The following is a 15536-nucleotide window of genomic DNA, read 5'->3' as shown; positions in this document are numbered from 1 at the left end:
ATGGTCGTATTAGCGAAACAAGTGAACCTACCTTCGCGCGTGAAGATTGTCGAAGTCGGTCCACGTGATGGCTTGCAAAATGAAAAAGAGACGATTCCAGCAGAAGTCAAAATTGAACTCGTCGATCGTTTGACGAAGGCCGGCTTCGTGAACATTGAAGCTGCTTCTTTTGTGTCGCCGAAGTGGGTACCGCAGATGGCGACCTCGACGGAAGTCATGGCCGGCATTACGCGCAAAGCAGGCGTCGTTTATTCAGCGTTGACGCCGAATATGAAAGGCTTTGAAGCGGCTTTAGCGGCTGGCGCTGATGAAGTCGTGATCTTTAGCTCGGCATCCGAAGCCTTCGCGCAAAAAAATATTAATTGTTCGATCGCCGAATCGATAGAGCGTTTTCGCGATGTGGCAGCGGCAGCGAAACAACATGGCATTCGTTTGCGTGGCAGTATTAGTTGCTCGTTTGGGTGCCCGTATCAAGGTGAGGTAACGCCTGAGCAAGTCGCTGATGTGGTCAAACTTATGCGTGATCTGGGTTGCGACGAAATTGATATCGCTGACACCATTGGTGTCGGTACGCCGCGTCATGTACAAGCGGTGATGCATCGTGTTACACAAGAGTTCCCTGTCGAACGAATCTCCGGACATTTCCACGACACCTACGGCCAAGCCTTGGCGAATATTTATGCGGCCATGGAAGTTGGTGTGGGCATTTTCCATTCTTCTGTGGCTGGCTTGGGTGGTTGCCCTTATGCGAAAGGTGCGACCGGCAATGTATCGACCGAGGACGTGTTGTTCATGATGCAGGGCTTGGGTGTTGAGACAGGTATCGATCTTGATCAAGTAGTCGATGCAGGGCAGTTTATTTCTCAGCATTTGGGCCGCAAAGCGGTCAGTCGTGCTGGAAATGCGATCGCCGCCAAACGTCAAGCGTAAGAAGTAAGTACGTGAAGTTTAAGTGCGCATGCAGAGTCGAGCTCACAGCAAATCGCCATACTTGGCACTGAGAGCTTGCGCCCTATGTTGAGTACGATACGCGCTTGGCCTCGTCTTGCCGACTATTGTGCACCTCAGTGCGGTAAAGACAATAACTTCAATCTATTGCGGATGATGGCGGCAATGGCTGTCCTGTATGGTCATTGCTATGCACTCTTGCGTCTGCCAGAACCCTTAGGGGCAACGTTGGGGATCAGTCTCGGTTCTATCGCGGTTGACATCTTCTTCGTCAGTAGTGGTTTCTTGGTTGGAGCCAGCCTTTTTCAGCGACAAAGTGTGCTCGACTATCTGGTAGCGCGCTGCTTCCGTATCTTTCCAGCTTTGTGGGTGATGTTGATTTTAGTGGTGTTTGTGCTCGGCGCCAGCCTTACTAGCAATGCGGAATACTTCCACGATCCAAGTACACTTCGTCACTTTTGGAAATCTGCGACTCTGATGACCGGCATTGATTTTTATCTGCCGGGTGTATTCGAAACCAATCCTTTTGCAGGTGTAGTGAATGGTTCTTTGTGGAGCATGGTGTATGAAATCACGATGTACATCTTGCTTCTGATTTGCTGGATGGTGTGTCGCCTCTGTCATCGTTCTATGCGCTGGCCTTTCGCGGTATTGATGACTGCGGTGGCCTGGTATGGAACTTATTGGATCGCCATGCATAGTGGACTATTCGTCAAATCTCAATTTTTGCATTTGAGCTGGATGTTTTTTTGCGGTTGCTTGTGCTATTTACTGCGCCAGAAAATTCCCCTGCATCTTTCTGTTTTCGTCTCACTTGTGGTGATTTCTGCCGCTGCTTTATCGGTCGATCAGACCATTTTCTCTTGGGTGTATTGCGCTGTTTTACCGTATCTGGTTCTGGGGTTTGCCTATCTGTTTGCTGGTAAACTCAGGCTGTATAACAAGCTCGGTGATTATTCTTACGGCGTCTACATTTATGCCTTCCCGCTTCAACAAACTGTGATTCATCTCTTACCTGATAGCTCGGTTCACCACCTATTCATCTTGGCCAGTGCACTGACTTTACTATGCGCGATGTTCTCTTGGCATGTGGTTGAGAAACCCGTGATGGCACGCCGCGCGCAGTTCCTTGCGTTCTTACGGCGGTAAGCGTTAATTATTTTTACCGCTGTTTGCTGCTTGTGCTTGTTGCTGAGATCGTTACAATGGTGCGCTCGTTGTACGTCATTCGACAATTTTCTAAAAGGACACAATCATGGCAATGGATGTAATTGACTATCAAATCTTTGGCGACGATATGCAATATGTCGAGGTGGAACTCGACCCCAATGAAGCGGTGGTTGGCGAGGCAGGTTCCATGTTTTATATGGAAGATCAAATCCGTATGGAGACCATTTTTGGTGATGGATCCGCATCGAATAGCGGCTTCATGGGTTCTTTGTTGGGGGCGGGTAAGCGTTTGTTGACCGGTGAATCATTGTTCACCACTGTGTATTCAAATCAAGGTTCGGGTAAGCGTAAAGTAGCATTCGGCGCCCCCTATCCTGGCCGTATCATTCCGGTAAAGTTGGATCAGTTGGGCGGCACTTTGTTGTGTCAGAAAGATGCTTTCTTGTGTGCCGCAAAAGGTGTGTCCTTGGGGATCGCTTTCCAGAAACGTTTGGGTGCCGGTTTCTTTGGCGGTGAAGGTTTCATCCTGCAAAAACTGGAAGGCGATGGTCTCGCATTCATTCACGCTGGTGGTGCCTTGAAAGAGCGTGTTTTGCAGCCCGGTGAAACGCTGCGTGTGGACACAGGATGCGTAGTCGCCTTCACAGCCGATGTCGATTTTGACATTCAATTCGTTGGTGGCGTGAAGACCGCATTGTTTGGTGGTGAAGGTATTTTCTTCACGACGCTGCGTGGCCCAGGTAAGGTGTGGTTGCAATCGCTGCCATTGGGACGTATGGCGAATCGCATCGTTGGCGCCTCGAAGATTGGTAGTGGACAAGGTGCCGAGCAAGGTTCTGTTTTGGGAGGCTTGGGCAATTTGTTTGAACGTGACTAAAGCCCTGCAACACCAACAAAAAAAGCTGAGATCACTCTCAGCTTTTTTTATTTGGTAGTAGTGAAACTTTAGAATTGATAGGAGAACCGCAAACTAATGCGATTATTCTTGCTACCCTGATTGGCACTGGTATGGTTGAAGTTGAGGATGGTGACTATGCCATTGCTCCAATACATATCAGCGCCAATCATCATGAGCGTGGCGCGTCGATCGGAATCGCTTGCTGGAATCAAATACACCGCATCGGGGAAATCGACATAGTTTGTCTTTAAGGTATCGCGGCGTGCAGAGTCACGTTGGAATTCTGCACGAAGGCGTGGTACCAATTTACCCCACGCTGTTTCAATACTCATTTCGCTGTTAAAGCCCACCGTACTACGACGGCTCTTCATTGACTGTGCGTGATAGTGCAAGTTGTACTTTGAGGCTCCAGTTTCAGAGTAAGGATCCAAGCTCATATTGGATAAATCAAAGCGTACAAACGGAGAGAAAACGATCACGCCGAAGTCAAAGTCGTTGCTGACCGAGCTTGAAGAGAAGGTTTGTGTGCCATTCCATTGACCATAAGCGATGGCATTCGAATTGGGTTCGAAACGTTGGTAGCCCGTATTAATTTGATTCGTTCCGGCGACAAAGCCAATGCGTCCTTTGGGGAAGATATTGGCATTCATATAGCCCGCTGCAGTATTGGCGGACGAGGTCAGATTAATGCCGCTAGGAGCGATCTCAGCATGATCGCGTGCATAGCCTAAACCGAAGCCCCCAGTGACTTTACCAGAAGCAAAGCAACGGTCACCACCCGCACTGTAAGCCATGGTGGTGTAGTGGCTGCCATCGCGGGTACGATAGGAGCCATAACTATTGAGTCCTGAGAGCCACATTGCGATTGGTCCACAGTCTTTTTCTTGCTTGCCGGTGATTTCGCTGCGACTACGATATTGCGACTGTAGCTCAATTAAACGGCCATTGAATTGCTCGATTTGGATTTGTTCAAAGTGACGAACAATGGCACTGGTCGCGTTGGCAAGTGCAAGCACGCCTTTATCTTGGCTTGGATCAGGTCGCGCAGTGATGGCGATACTCAAGTTCGCCAGATTCGACGTGCCGCCGATGGTGCTGGCGGTAAATTGCAGCTGGTCGCTGCCGGCATAGCTACTGTTGGCCGTGTAGCTCAAGGTGCTTCCGTTCAAGCTCGCTGTTCCATGACTTGGTGGTGTCACGATTTTGAGAGTGAGGCCACTATAAACGGGGCCGCTTACCGCAGTGGCAAGATCAATCTGTACGGTTCTACCACTTTCGACTTGTAAGCTGAGTGCGCGTGTTGTAGGTGCTGTCGCGACTACTGCGATGTTGTAGGTGATCGAAGTGAGCGCACCATTACTACCATTGACGGTGATACGCACGACATCATTGCCGACGTAATTAGTGCTTGGTGTATAGCGCAACTGATTAGCTTGAATGTTGGCCGTGCCGTGCTGTGGTGGTGTCGAAATTACGTAAGCGCTTGCGCCTGCGATGGTGGTGAACGTCGCTGTGCCAGTTTCATTGGTTGCGACATTGAGTGCTTCTGTAATACCCGCGAGCGCTTGCACGTTGATCGAAATATCGGCTGGCGTTGATGTACCACCGGCGCCATTTGCAACCACGCTGAATGAGTCTGGACCGACGTAGCCGGGACTTGGAATATAGTTCACTGCCATGCCATTGACACTCACGCTACCATGAGTTGGCTGCTTACTGATACTGATGCTCGAAGCCGCACCAGTCACCTTCGGTGTGTAGGCATTGGTTGCGCTATTCGCCACCACGTTCAAACTGTCGTTATTGACCACCGGTGGTAGCTCGTTGACTTTGATTTGCACCGTGGCTGGTGCTGAGTTACCCCCTAGGCCTTTGGCAATCACTACGAAGTTATCAAGTCCCACGTAGTTCGCGTTTGGGGTGTAACTCAGGGTTAAACCATTGACGCTGGCGCTACCGTGATTGGGTGGTGTCACGATCAGCAAGCTGTCGACTAATCCCGTCAACTGCGGTGTCAAGCTGACATTGGCGGTGTTAGCTAAGATTTGGGTATCAGCAACGGCAATCGTCGGCGCAGGCGCTGTGACATTCACGACCAGGGTTGCCGTGGTTGGTTGTAAACCAGACCCAGAAACACTAATTGTGATGTTGTCGGTGCCGACATAGTTGGTGCTAGGCGTGTAGAGTACGCTCAATCCATTGACGATTGCGCTACCATGCGTCGGCGCAGTTTGAATTGCCAATTGATTGGCCGCTCCGGAAATCAATGGTGTTAAGGTGTTGGCGGAACTATTCGCAGCAACATTGAACTGCAAGTTTTGAACAATAATCACTCCGGCTTGCACGGTAATGCTGATCGTCGCAACCCCCGAATCGCCGCCGGGACCTTGAGCTTGGAAAACGATCTGGTCTGAGCCACTGTAAGCGGCTGTCGGTGTATAGCTTAACTTGAGGCCGATGACCTGCGCGCTGCCATGTGCTGGTGGATTGATGATGCTGATACTGTCAGCACGACCCGTGATGTTCGGTGTGATTAAATTGCCGTTGCTATTGGTTGCCACCGTGATACTTGATGCGCTGATGCTAGGCGCTGCGGCAACAACGTTGATGGAAACTGCCGCATTGTTTGAATTGCCTGCTGGGCCTGTCGCAATATAGCTGAAACTATCAACACCGTAGAAGTCGACGGCTGGTGTGTAGAACACACTGGTGCCACTGACTCGGAGTGATCCGTGCGTCGGGGCACTGATAATATTCAAACCCGTAACTTGGCCGCCGGTAGTCAGTACGACAGAATTCTCTGAGCTATTGCTCGCCACAGTGAGTGACGAGTTGCTTGCAGTCGGCAACAAGGGTTGAACAACGATGCTTGCACTAGCTGTATTCGAGTTGCCGCCAGGACCAACCAAGCTATAACTGAAACTATCGTTGCCAACATAGCCGGCGCTTGGTGTGTAGCTTGCGGTGAGCCCCGATACTTGTACAGTGCCATGCAATGGCGCACCTGTAATACTGAGGCTAGTCGCATTTCCTACGACTGGAATCGTAATTGCATTATTAGTCGAATTAACGAGCACAGCCGCTGAAGTATTGCTGGTGCTGGGTGCACTCGGTTGAACCGTGATGTTAAAAGTGACCGTGCTCGAGTTGCCGCCGAGGCTGCGAGCATAGGCTGTGAACGAATCGCTTCCAGAGTAATTGGCGGTAGGTGTGTATTCGAAGTGTAGCCCATTGCTGATGACAGTACCATGCGCTGCTGGCGTGACAATGCTTAAACCATTTGGGTTACCGATAATGGTGGGGGTGATTACAAAATTACTGGCGTTCCCCGGCACACTGACGGTGGCACCATTCATCGTCAGTGCAGGTGTCGCGACCGTGAGGGAGACACTGGCTGCTTGACTTGAAGTGCCACCTGGACCCGTTGCAGTATAGGTAAAGCTATCGTTGCCGCTAAATTCAACGGTAGGGGTGTAAAAAACTGATGCGCCACTTACTCTGAGATAGCCGTGGCTTGGTGCGCTAATGAGGTTGACGCTGGCGAAGTTACCCGTCACCGAAAGTGGCACTTGATTGTCGTTACTGTTATAGGCCACATTGAAACTGGAGTTACTTGCGACCGGTGGTAAAGCCTGCACGGTGATACTCGCGCTTGCTGTATTTGAGTTCCCGCCAGGGCCGACAAGGTAATAGCTGAAACTATCGTTTCCGTCATAGCCGGTGGTCGGCGTATATGTCAGGCTCAGCCCCGATACTTGCACCGTACCGTGCAATGCTGCGGTGCTAATTGTGATGCCAGTCGCACTGCCTACCACCGGAATCGTAATGGCATTATTCGTCGAATTGGCGATTACCGTTACCGAGGTATTGCTGGTGCTCGGGGCGATCGGCAGGACCGTCAAACTAAACGTCACGGTGCTCGAGTTTCCACCGGGACCACGTGCGTAGGCAGTGAAGAAATCAGCTCCAGAGTAATTGCTGGTCGGGGTATATTGGAATTGCAAACCGCTGGTAGTCACAGTGCCATGTGTCGGTGCGCTGACCACGGTCAATCCCGTTGCATTGCCCGTGATGCTTGGGGTGATCTCAAAATTTGAACTATTGCCTGGCACATTCAGGCTGGCACCGCTCATACTTGGTGGAATTGCTTGCACCGTGATGGAGACGCTCGCGTTGGACGAGCTGCCACCTGGTCCGGTGGCAACATACATTAATGAATCGCTTCCACTGTATGCGGCGCTTGGCGTGTAAAACACATTGGTGCCGCTGACCCGGGCTGAACCATGACTTGGTGCGGTCACGATGGTGATGCCGGTGACATTGCCGTTGGTACTGAGATTGACCGGATTATCGACACTGTTGCCTGCAACCGTCAGCGCGGAGTTGCTGGCAGTTGGAGCGGGTGGAAGTACAACAATGCTAGCGGTCGCCGCGGCTGAGCTACCACCAGGACCGACGACGATATATGAAAAGCTATCATTGCCGTCATAGCCGGCATTCGGTGTGTAACTGAAATTGAGTCCTGAACCTGCGACCGTTCCATGTGAAGGCGCGATACTGACTGTACTTGAGCTTGCGACTCCGACGATAGGAATCACGACTAAGTTGTTGCTGGAATTTGCGGCGACCGTCAGTGACATATTGCTCGTGCTGGGCGCAATCGGCTGAACGGTGACACTAAACGTGACCGTGCTGGAGTTTCCACCCGGACCGCTGGCATAAGCAGTGAATGAATCAGAGCCCGCATAGGAAGCATTTGGTGTGTATTCAAAATGCATCCCACTCACGGTGACAGTGCCATGTGAACTTGGGCTAGCGATGGTTAAACTGGTGGCAAGTCCGGTCACGGTGGAATTGATAATGAAATTACTTGAGTTCCCTGGAACCGTGACGCTGGTGCCAGTGATACTTGGCGCGGGTGGCAAGACCGTAATGCTCAGAGTTGAAACGTTTGAATTGCTCGCGGTGGCGATGGCTTTGAACTTGATGCTATCTGAGCCGCTAAAGCCCGGTGTTGGTGTATATATTAGATCTTTTCCCGAAACCACCACGGAGCCGTTTGATGGTCCTGAATCAACGGCCAAGGACGTATAGGTGCCCGTAATTGGTGGATGGATGGTGTTGCTGTTCGAGTTGGCGCTGACTGTGACCGCATAATCCACACTCACCGGAGGTGGGGCATTGACGGTGATCGCCACGGGTGTTGAACGTGAATCACCACCGGGGCCTTGGGCTTTTAAGGTCAGGCTATCGTTGCCAACATATCCTACGGTCGGCGTGTAGAGAACTTGTGTACCGCTGATGCTTGCCGTGCCGTGTGCTGGCGCTGTCTCGAGCACCAAATTATTGACGACGCCGGTGAGGGTGAGGGCGATAATGTTATTGCTTGTGTTGGCAAATACTGAAACCGGCGACACCACGATGGATGGGGCGGTCGCTTGTACATTAATGCTGATGGTGGCGACAGCCGACGTACCAGTGGGACCGATAGCTAGCACGGAAATGCTGTCGCTTCCGTAATAGCCCGCAGTCGGGGTGTAGATGAGATCGGTTCCGCTGGTCGTCGCTGCGCCATGCGTTGGGGCCGAGGCGATTTGTATTTGATAGATATCGCCCGTAGTAGTGAGCGAGATCGTGTTGCTGGTACTGTCTTGGCTGATGTTAACGCTTTGGTTTTGCACCGTCGGTGGGCCCGCACTGATCGTAAAATTGATCGAAGTCGAGTAAGTAAATACACCGCCAGCGGTGTCAGTGGATGCACTAGTCGCGGTAATCCGCACTGGGATGAGAAAGGTGCCTGCGACAGTCGGTGTTCCAGAAATCACCAGTGAATGATTGCTAGATGACGGCGGCGCACCAGGAACGGTGGTTGCGGTAAGCCCTGCGGGCAGGGCCTCGGTCAAGGTGTAGATATTGTCGGTTGTCCCTATACCTTTAAAGCTCTGACTAAAATTCACGCCTTGCTGTGCGCTGACATTAATGATGGTATCTGGGGGCAGTGACGTATCATTAACGACCGCGGCAACAGCAATGCTGGAAGCGAAGCACAGCAAGAATGCATTCCATGCGCGACGCCGCTTATGGATTACATAGTCATACAGCTTGCTCATTAGCCAGATCGATAAGCAGAGATGGCGATGTGAAAATGTCGTTGTAGTCGGAAGCGTTTTCATAATGGACTCGAATCTATCAACACCGATCGCTCGGAAAGCTTCGGTTGAAACAGAATTTGAAAATGGCGGTTGTCGGCAAGTTTCTGCAGGGGATTGCGAGAAATTTTGCCCTAACTGGGTGCGCTCATAGATTGAGGAAGGGTGCCGCAGTACCCGTAGTTTCGGTATGGAATGCGCGCCCTGTCGCCAATCCTGTGACGATAGGCGTAAGTGTATTTTAGTTTTGTTTAATTTAGATCAATTTAAGTCCACGAAACAACAAGGCTCCCCAGTTTTTAAGGAAAAGTAGACCATAAGGTATGTGTTGAAAAAATATTATTTCTTCGATATCAAACTTCGCTAACAGGTATTCGCTAGTCCGTGTAAATGAGTGGGGTAGATCTTTCAGTGACCTTAGCCTTCATATGCGACTGGTATTGGATCAAGTTTGAGTGGGGGAGAGCGGTGTAGGCTAGCGGAATTGATCACGGCAACGACAGCGAAGCTAAAATCAATCGAGGCTTAAAATCGGCAGGGAGATGAAGGAGGTATCGCCCTCACACTGATGGTGTATGAGGGCAATCATTTTTGGATTTGCTTAGTTTGCTTCGTCGCAACAAATTTGGCTGGAGGTACGGGAACGATAGTTTTCGATAAAATCGTCAAATGAACCAACTTGTGTTGCTTCCATGCGCGCTTGCTCTTGCAACGATGTTTGCGCAAGCTTTTCGTAGTTCGCTATCACTTCATCCGACGGCGCTTGATCTCTCAAGGTTTGTGCAATCTTCATGCTTTGCTCGAGCGCAAAACGAGGGTACGAGTTACCCGTTACCTCAATCGCCAGCAAGACTTTTGCCGATGGCGTCAAAGATGCATCGTTTAGCTTGGCCAACTGTTGTTCTAGGCTATCACGGTGTTGCGCGTTCTGCGCTTGGGTGTCAAGCAAATCGGCGTAAGGGCGAATACGTTCGATCAGTTCTATGCCCCATTGTTTCAATTCAATCGCCTGACCATGCTTCGATAAAGATAAACCTGGCTTGCGACCGTATTTCACGGTGTTGGCGAAGTTGTTGAGGTTTTCTTGCCCTTCCTCGTTGTTGGTCAAGGGGCTGTCTTCAATCGCGCAAAACAGTAAGAAAGCATCAAGGAAGCGTGCGGTCTCTAGGCTAATACCAAGATTTTCAAACGGATCGACATCCATACAACGAACTTCAATGTATTGGACCCCGCGTGCGCACAAAGCTTCGACAGGACGTTCGCCGCTATTGATCACGCGTTTTGGGCGGATGGTCGCGTAAAACTCGTTTTCGATTTGCAGCACATTGGCATTGATTTGCACCCACTCACCGTCTTTCTTCACCCCCAGTTGTTCGTAAGGTGGGTGCGGTTTGCGTACCGCCCGTGAGAGACTACGCATGTACTCCATCAAATTGTTGTAAGGAGGTACCAGACCATCTTGCACATTGTTTTGATAGCCGAGATCACTCATACGAAGACTGGTGGCGTATGGCAAATACAAAGTGTCAGCAGAGAGGGTTTCTAATTGATGCTGACGTCCACGCAGAAAACTCTTGGACAGAGCAGGGGAGGCGCCAAACAAATACATCAAAAGCCAACTGTAACGATGAAAGTTACGAATCAGTGCAATGTAGCTTTCGGACTGATAATCTTTGTCACTGGTGCTAGCGCCATCTTGTTGTTTGAAGAGCTTCCACAAGTCTTCTGACAAAGAATAGTTATAGTGGATACCCGCAATGCATTGCATGCTTTTGCCATACCGCAGTGCGAGGCCGCGACGGTACACATGTTTGATCATGCCGATGTGGGACTGACCGTACCAGGCAATCGGGATTTGTGCTTCTTCGGGTAATTCGCAGGGCATGGACTGATTCCACAACATTTCGTCGCCCAGCTTGGTGTAAGCAAAACGATGGATGTGATCGAGATCTTGTAAGGCTTCTGCAATGTCGTGCTTCGCTGGAGTAATGAATTCCAACAGAGATTCCGAATAATCCGTCGTAATATAAGGATGTGTGAGTGCCGAACCAAGTGCCAGTGGGTGGGGCGTTAGCTTGAGTTGGCCCTGAGCGTCAACGCGCAAGGTTTCACGTTCGATACCGCGTAAGCCTCGCCCCAGTAAGGCGAGGTTTTGAGGGGAGCTGATCAGTTGTCGGCGCACTTCTGCAGTGGCGCTATGAGTGTTATTCAAGTCAACATCCTTTAGTTGGGTATAGCAATGCAATTCGAATCGATCGGAAACAAATTGCCAAAGTTTGCATTAGACGCATAAGCATAGCCGAAAATGGCAAATTGCATCGGGTGCCAATCATTTTTGATTTGAGCTAGGGCAAATTAGTCGAATCGTCATGCTGGGGTCATTTTCCTAGGCTAATGCAGAGCGCGTTGAGCCAGCGCCCTTGTTGTTCCGTCATCCGTGGGAGTGAAAGAATGCTGAGAGTGACAAAATAAAGTGGACTTTTGGTTTGTTGGCATCGCTCTTCCGAAGGAGATCGCGTAAGATCTCGCCCTTCTTTAAATGATCGCTCGTTTGAACGCGAGAAAGCTTAGGTGCAAGATGCAAAATGCGTGTGGAATTGACTTCGGAACTTCAAACTCAACGGTCGCAGCTTATCGTGATCAAACGGTCCGTTTAGCTCAACTGGAAGAAGACAAACACACGCTACCTTCCGTGATTTTCTTCAATGCAGATCTGGACGAGATGAGTGTTGGACGGGCCGCTTTGACGGATTACTTGGATGGCTACGAAGGGCGTTTGATGCGCTCTATGAAAAGCTTATTGGGTACCGCACTATTTGAGGGACATACTGAAGTGATGGGCCGGCGCTTGGCCTATAAGGATCTTCTGCAACAGTACCTTATGCAGCTGAAGTTACGTGCGCAAAAAAATCTACAGCAAGTCTTCGAATACGCAGTGTTAGGTCGTCCTGTGCATTTTGTCGATGATGATGCGAAAGCCGATCAGGCGGCACAAGATAGCTTGCAAGCAGCAGCGATGGCGTGTGGATTCAAAGAATTGAGTTTTCAATTTGAGCCGATTGCTGCCGCGCTCGATTATGAGTCGCGCCTGCAAAGCGAAGAATTGGTGTTAGTGGTGGATATCGGCGGCGGAACATCAGATTTTTCTGTAGTACGTTTATCGCCGCAAGGACATCATCGCTTAGAACGTAAAGACGATGTGCTCAGCAATACCGGCGTACACATTGGCGGAACGGATTTTGACAAGGCACTCAGCCTTTCCTGTTTGATGCCGGTTCTGGGTTATGGAGGCAAGCTCGCCAATGGTGGTGATATGCCGAATACAAATTACTTCAGCTTGTCGACCTGGCACACCATTAATCAAGTGTATTCGCAGAAGGTCATTCGCGAACTACAAGATCTTCAGCATGACATTGATACGCCAGACTTACGTTTGGCGTGCCAGCGTTTATTGCGCTTGATTGAGAGGCGCGATGGACATTGGTTAGCGATGCAGGCTGAAACCGCCAAAATCGATTTAAGTACACACACCGAAACCCACGTGAGTTTGGACCGACTTATTCTCCCCAATGAACAGCGGGATCATTTGCAACGCATTATTCAAGAGGGCGAGCTCGCGCAGGCATTGCACCATTTGGTGTCGCAAATCGTCGCTTCGGTCGAAGCTTGCCTTGCATTAGCGCTTGTGCAAGCTAGTCAAATTGATACGATCTATTTCACGGGTGGAGCGAGCGGCGTTCAAGGTTTGCGTCAGAAATTGGCAACACTTTTTCCGCAGGCGAAACAGGTCCAAGGCGATGCTTTTGGCAGTATTGGTACGGGTCTCGGGTGGGAGGCGTGGCGACGCTATTCCTAATTCGACGGCGAGTGTTGCTTACCGTGCTTGTCTTCTCGATATGCTTCTTCGATTCCCGCTGATAAATTGTTGCGAAGCAATTACCTTGCGATATACTGAAAGAAAAAGCTCACAAGATTTGCAAGATAAGACGCTGGCGTAATGGAGTAGGCTTTGTTGTAGAACGGTATTGTTTTTATTTTTCGCGCTGCGCCAGCGCTGCTGCTTTACTCTTCGCAATGACGTGAGTTTCCACATGAAATGGGGGCGGCATGTCAGATCATCTTGACGATGACGAGATCCTGATTGAAGAGGATCTTGATTCGCAGTCTTTGGCGAATATTTCACAGCGAACTTGGAAAATAGCGATCGTCGATGATGACGAAGACGTTCATCGAGCGACTGAATTTTCCCTACTCGATGTCAAAATCCTTAATCGCCGCCTCGAGTTTATTCACACGTATTCCAAAGCAGAGACCCACGAACGTTTTGTGGTGGAGTCTGATATCGCGGTCGTCTTACTCGATGTCGTGATGGAGACCGAACATGCCGGTTTGGACTTGGTCGCATTTATTCGTGATGATTTGAAATGGCGAGACACTCGCATTATCTTACGCACTGGACAACCCGGATATGCGCCTGAGGAAGACGCGATTCGCGATTACGACATCAACGATTACAAAACCAAGAACGAGCTCACTCGAAAGAAGTTGTTAACCGCGTTGACAGCTGCTATTCGTTCGTATGACCAACTACGTACGATAGAAGCGAGTCGGCGCGGCCTACACCAAATTATTACTTCAAGCGCGGCATTCTCGATGCAAGACGGAATACAAGGTTTTGCATCAGGTGTGATCACGCAAATCGCTGCCTTGTGCGGCGTGCCATCAGAAGGACTGCTGTGCGCCCAATCGGACGAAAGTGGTCAGTTTGATGGAAACTTTCGTTACAGCGTTATTGCCTCGGCGGGCCATTATAAGAACCTTATGAATCGCCCGGTTGAGGAGATCGACAACCCTATCATTCGCGATGCACTACGTCGCGCTTTGACCGAAAAGTCATCATTGTTTGAAGAAAACAATATGACCTTATATTTCTCGGGACGAGGAAGACGTGCCATCGCAGCATTTATCGAACTTCCTTACGCCCTGTCGGATATCGATCATCAACTGTTGGAAGTATTTTGCGCCAACATTGGGGTTTGCCTAGACAATCTAGGATTGGTCAGTCAACTTAAGAATTACGCTTTCCGCGACCAGTTGTTATTGTTGCCGAATCGCTTGAAGTTCATCGAGCAAATTGGTAAAGCCATCAATGAAGATATCGCACGCCAAACGGTGGTGTTGATCGACATTGATGATTTTGCGGAAATCAATGATGTGTTAGGACATCGATATGGCGATCTCCTATTACGCTCAGTGGCAAATCGCCTGCAGCAAAGTCTTGGCGGTTCTGTCTTCTTAGCTCGTGTTGGTGGTGACGTGTTTGGCTTGCTGGGTGATGAGAAAATCCTACGGCCCGAGGCCTTACAAGCGCTGTTCCATGATCCCTTTGTGATTGATGATACGGCTCACAATGTTTCCATGTCGATGGGGATCGTCGCGCTCGATCACAATCAGCAAACGGGTGCCGATGTCTTGAAGGATGCCAGCATCGCCCTCAAACGTACCAAGGGTTTCCAGCGTGGTTCATATACGATCTTTACGCGCGAAATGGGCGTGGAAATCCGTGAGCGCGCGATGCTAATGCAGCATTTGCACAAAGCTTTTGATGCAGAACGACTCTACTTGATGTACCAGCCCCAAATTGAGTTGGCCACGCGCCGCGTGGTCGGATTTGAGGCTTTGCTACGTTGGCGCACCGACGAAGGAAAGATGATTTCGCCAACCGAGTTTATCCCCTTGGCGGAACATTCTGGTTTGATTATCAGTCTTGGTGCATGGGTGTTGCGTACTTCTTGTTTCACGATGCGGCAGCTGCTCGATGATGGACACAAGCTTGACCGCATTGGCGTCAATGTCTCCGCGATTCAATTCCGCCAACCAGACTTTATGAAATTGGTCGAGAGTGCATTGCGGGATAGTGGGCTTGATCCTCATTACTTAGAATTGGAGATCACTGAGTCGGTCACCATGAGTGGTGCGGCGGATTTTGAAGAAACTTTAGATAAGATGAAATCTTTAGGGATCCAGATTGCGATCGATGATTTCGGCACAGGCTTCTCATCCCTCAGTTACCTCGATAAGCTCCCTGTCGATCGTCTGAAAATTGATCGTGCCTTTGTCAATCAGATTGATAGTCAAGGTGGACCGAGAATCGCCGAATTGATCACTCAACTCGGCAAGAAACTCGGCTTGAAAGTGATCGCTGAAGGGATAGAGACGCAAGCACATTATGATGCTTTATTGCGGATGCATTGCGATGAAGGACAAGGATTCTTAATTGCGCGACCGATGATGGAAAACGCTATTGGCGCTTGGTTGGGTGAATGGAAGTAAGCAGTCAATGACCATGACTTGAAGTAAGGCCAAAAAAG

At 50.0% G+C, this 15536-nt stretch carries 7 protein-coding genes; 5 read left to right on the top strand and 2 right to left on the bottom strand.

The window, feature by feature from the left end; all coding sequences use genetic code 11:
- The 3 genes from RF679_RS17345 (at position 1) to RF679_RS17335 (ending at position 2995) form a co-directional block, all read left to right on the top strand.
- Positions 1–930 (top strand): hydroxymethylglutaryl-CoA lyase, encoded by a 930-nt coding sequence (locus RF679_RS17345; RefSeq protein ID WP_309481883.1) that lies wholly within the window; start codon positions 1–3, stop codon positions 928–930.
- Positions 931–1014: 84 nt separating this feature from the next.
- On the top strand, positions 1015–2097 hold the full coding sequence (locus tag RF679_RS17340) for an acyltransferase family protein (protein ID WP_309481882.1): 1083 nt from the start codon (positions 1015–1017) through the stop codon (positions 2095–2097).
- Between the two features lie 106 nt (positions 2098–2203).
- Positions 2204–2995 (top strand): TIGR00266 family protein, encoded by a 792-nt coding sequence (locus RF679_RS17335; RefSeq protein ID WP_309481881.1) that lies wholly within the window; start codon positions 2204–2206, stop codon positions 2993–2995.
- A gap of 68 nt (positions 2996–3063) precedes the next feature.
- Here the strand turns inward: RF679_RS17335 and RF679_RS17330 are convergent, their stop codons facing one another.
- Positions 3064–9126 (bottom strand): Ig-like domain-containing protein, encoded by a 6063-nt coding sequence (locus tag RF679_RS17330; protein ID WP_309481880.1) that lies wholly within the window; start codon positions 9124–9126, stop codon positions 3064–3066.
- Positions 9127–9766: 640 nt separating this feature from the next.
- Positions 9767–11377, bottom strand: a complete 1611-nt coding sequence (gene gshA / locus RF679_RS17325; protein ID WP_373921700.1) for a glutamate--cysteine ligase — start codon at positions 11375–11377, stop codon at positions 9767–9769.
- 366 nt (positions 11378–11743) lie between these two features.
- Here gshA and RF679_RS17320 point away from each other — a divergent pair, with 366 nt between their 5' ends.
- Together RF679_RS17320 and RF679_RS17315 are read left to right on the top strand one after the other, a co-directional pair.
- A complete protein-coding gene (locus RF679_RS17320) occupies positions 11744–13021 on the top strand; it encodes an Hsp70 family protein (protein WP_309481879.1) in 1278 nt (425 codons plus the stop codon).
- Positions 13022–13272: 251 nt separating this feature from the next.
- Positions 13273–15498 (top strand): bifunctional diguanylate cyclase/phosphodiesterase, encoded by a 2226-nt coding sequence (locus RF679_RS17315; protein WP_309481878.1) that lies wholly within the window; start codon positions 13273–13275, stop codon positions 15496–15498.
- The last annotated feature ends 38 nt before the right edge of the window (positions 15499–15536 follow it).

Origin of the sequence: Undibacterium cyanobacteriorum (genome assembly GCF_031326225.1) — a bacterium.
GTDB classification, from domain to species: Bacteria; Pseudomonadota; Gammaproteobacteria; order Burkholderiales; family Burkholderiaceae_D; genus Undibacterium; species Undibacterium cyanobacteriorum.
This window is presented reverse-complemented; position numbering and strand designations above follow the sequence as displayed.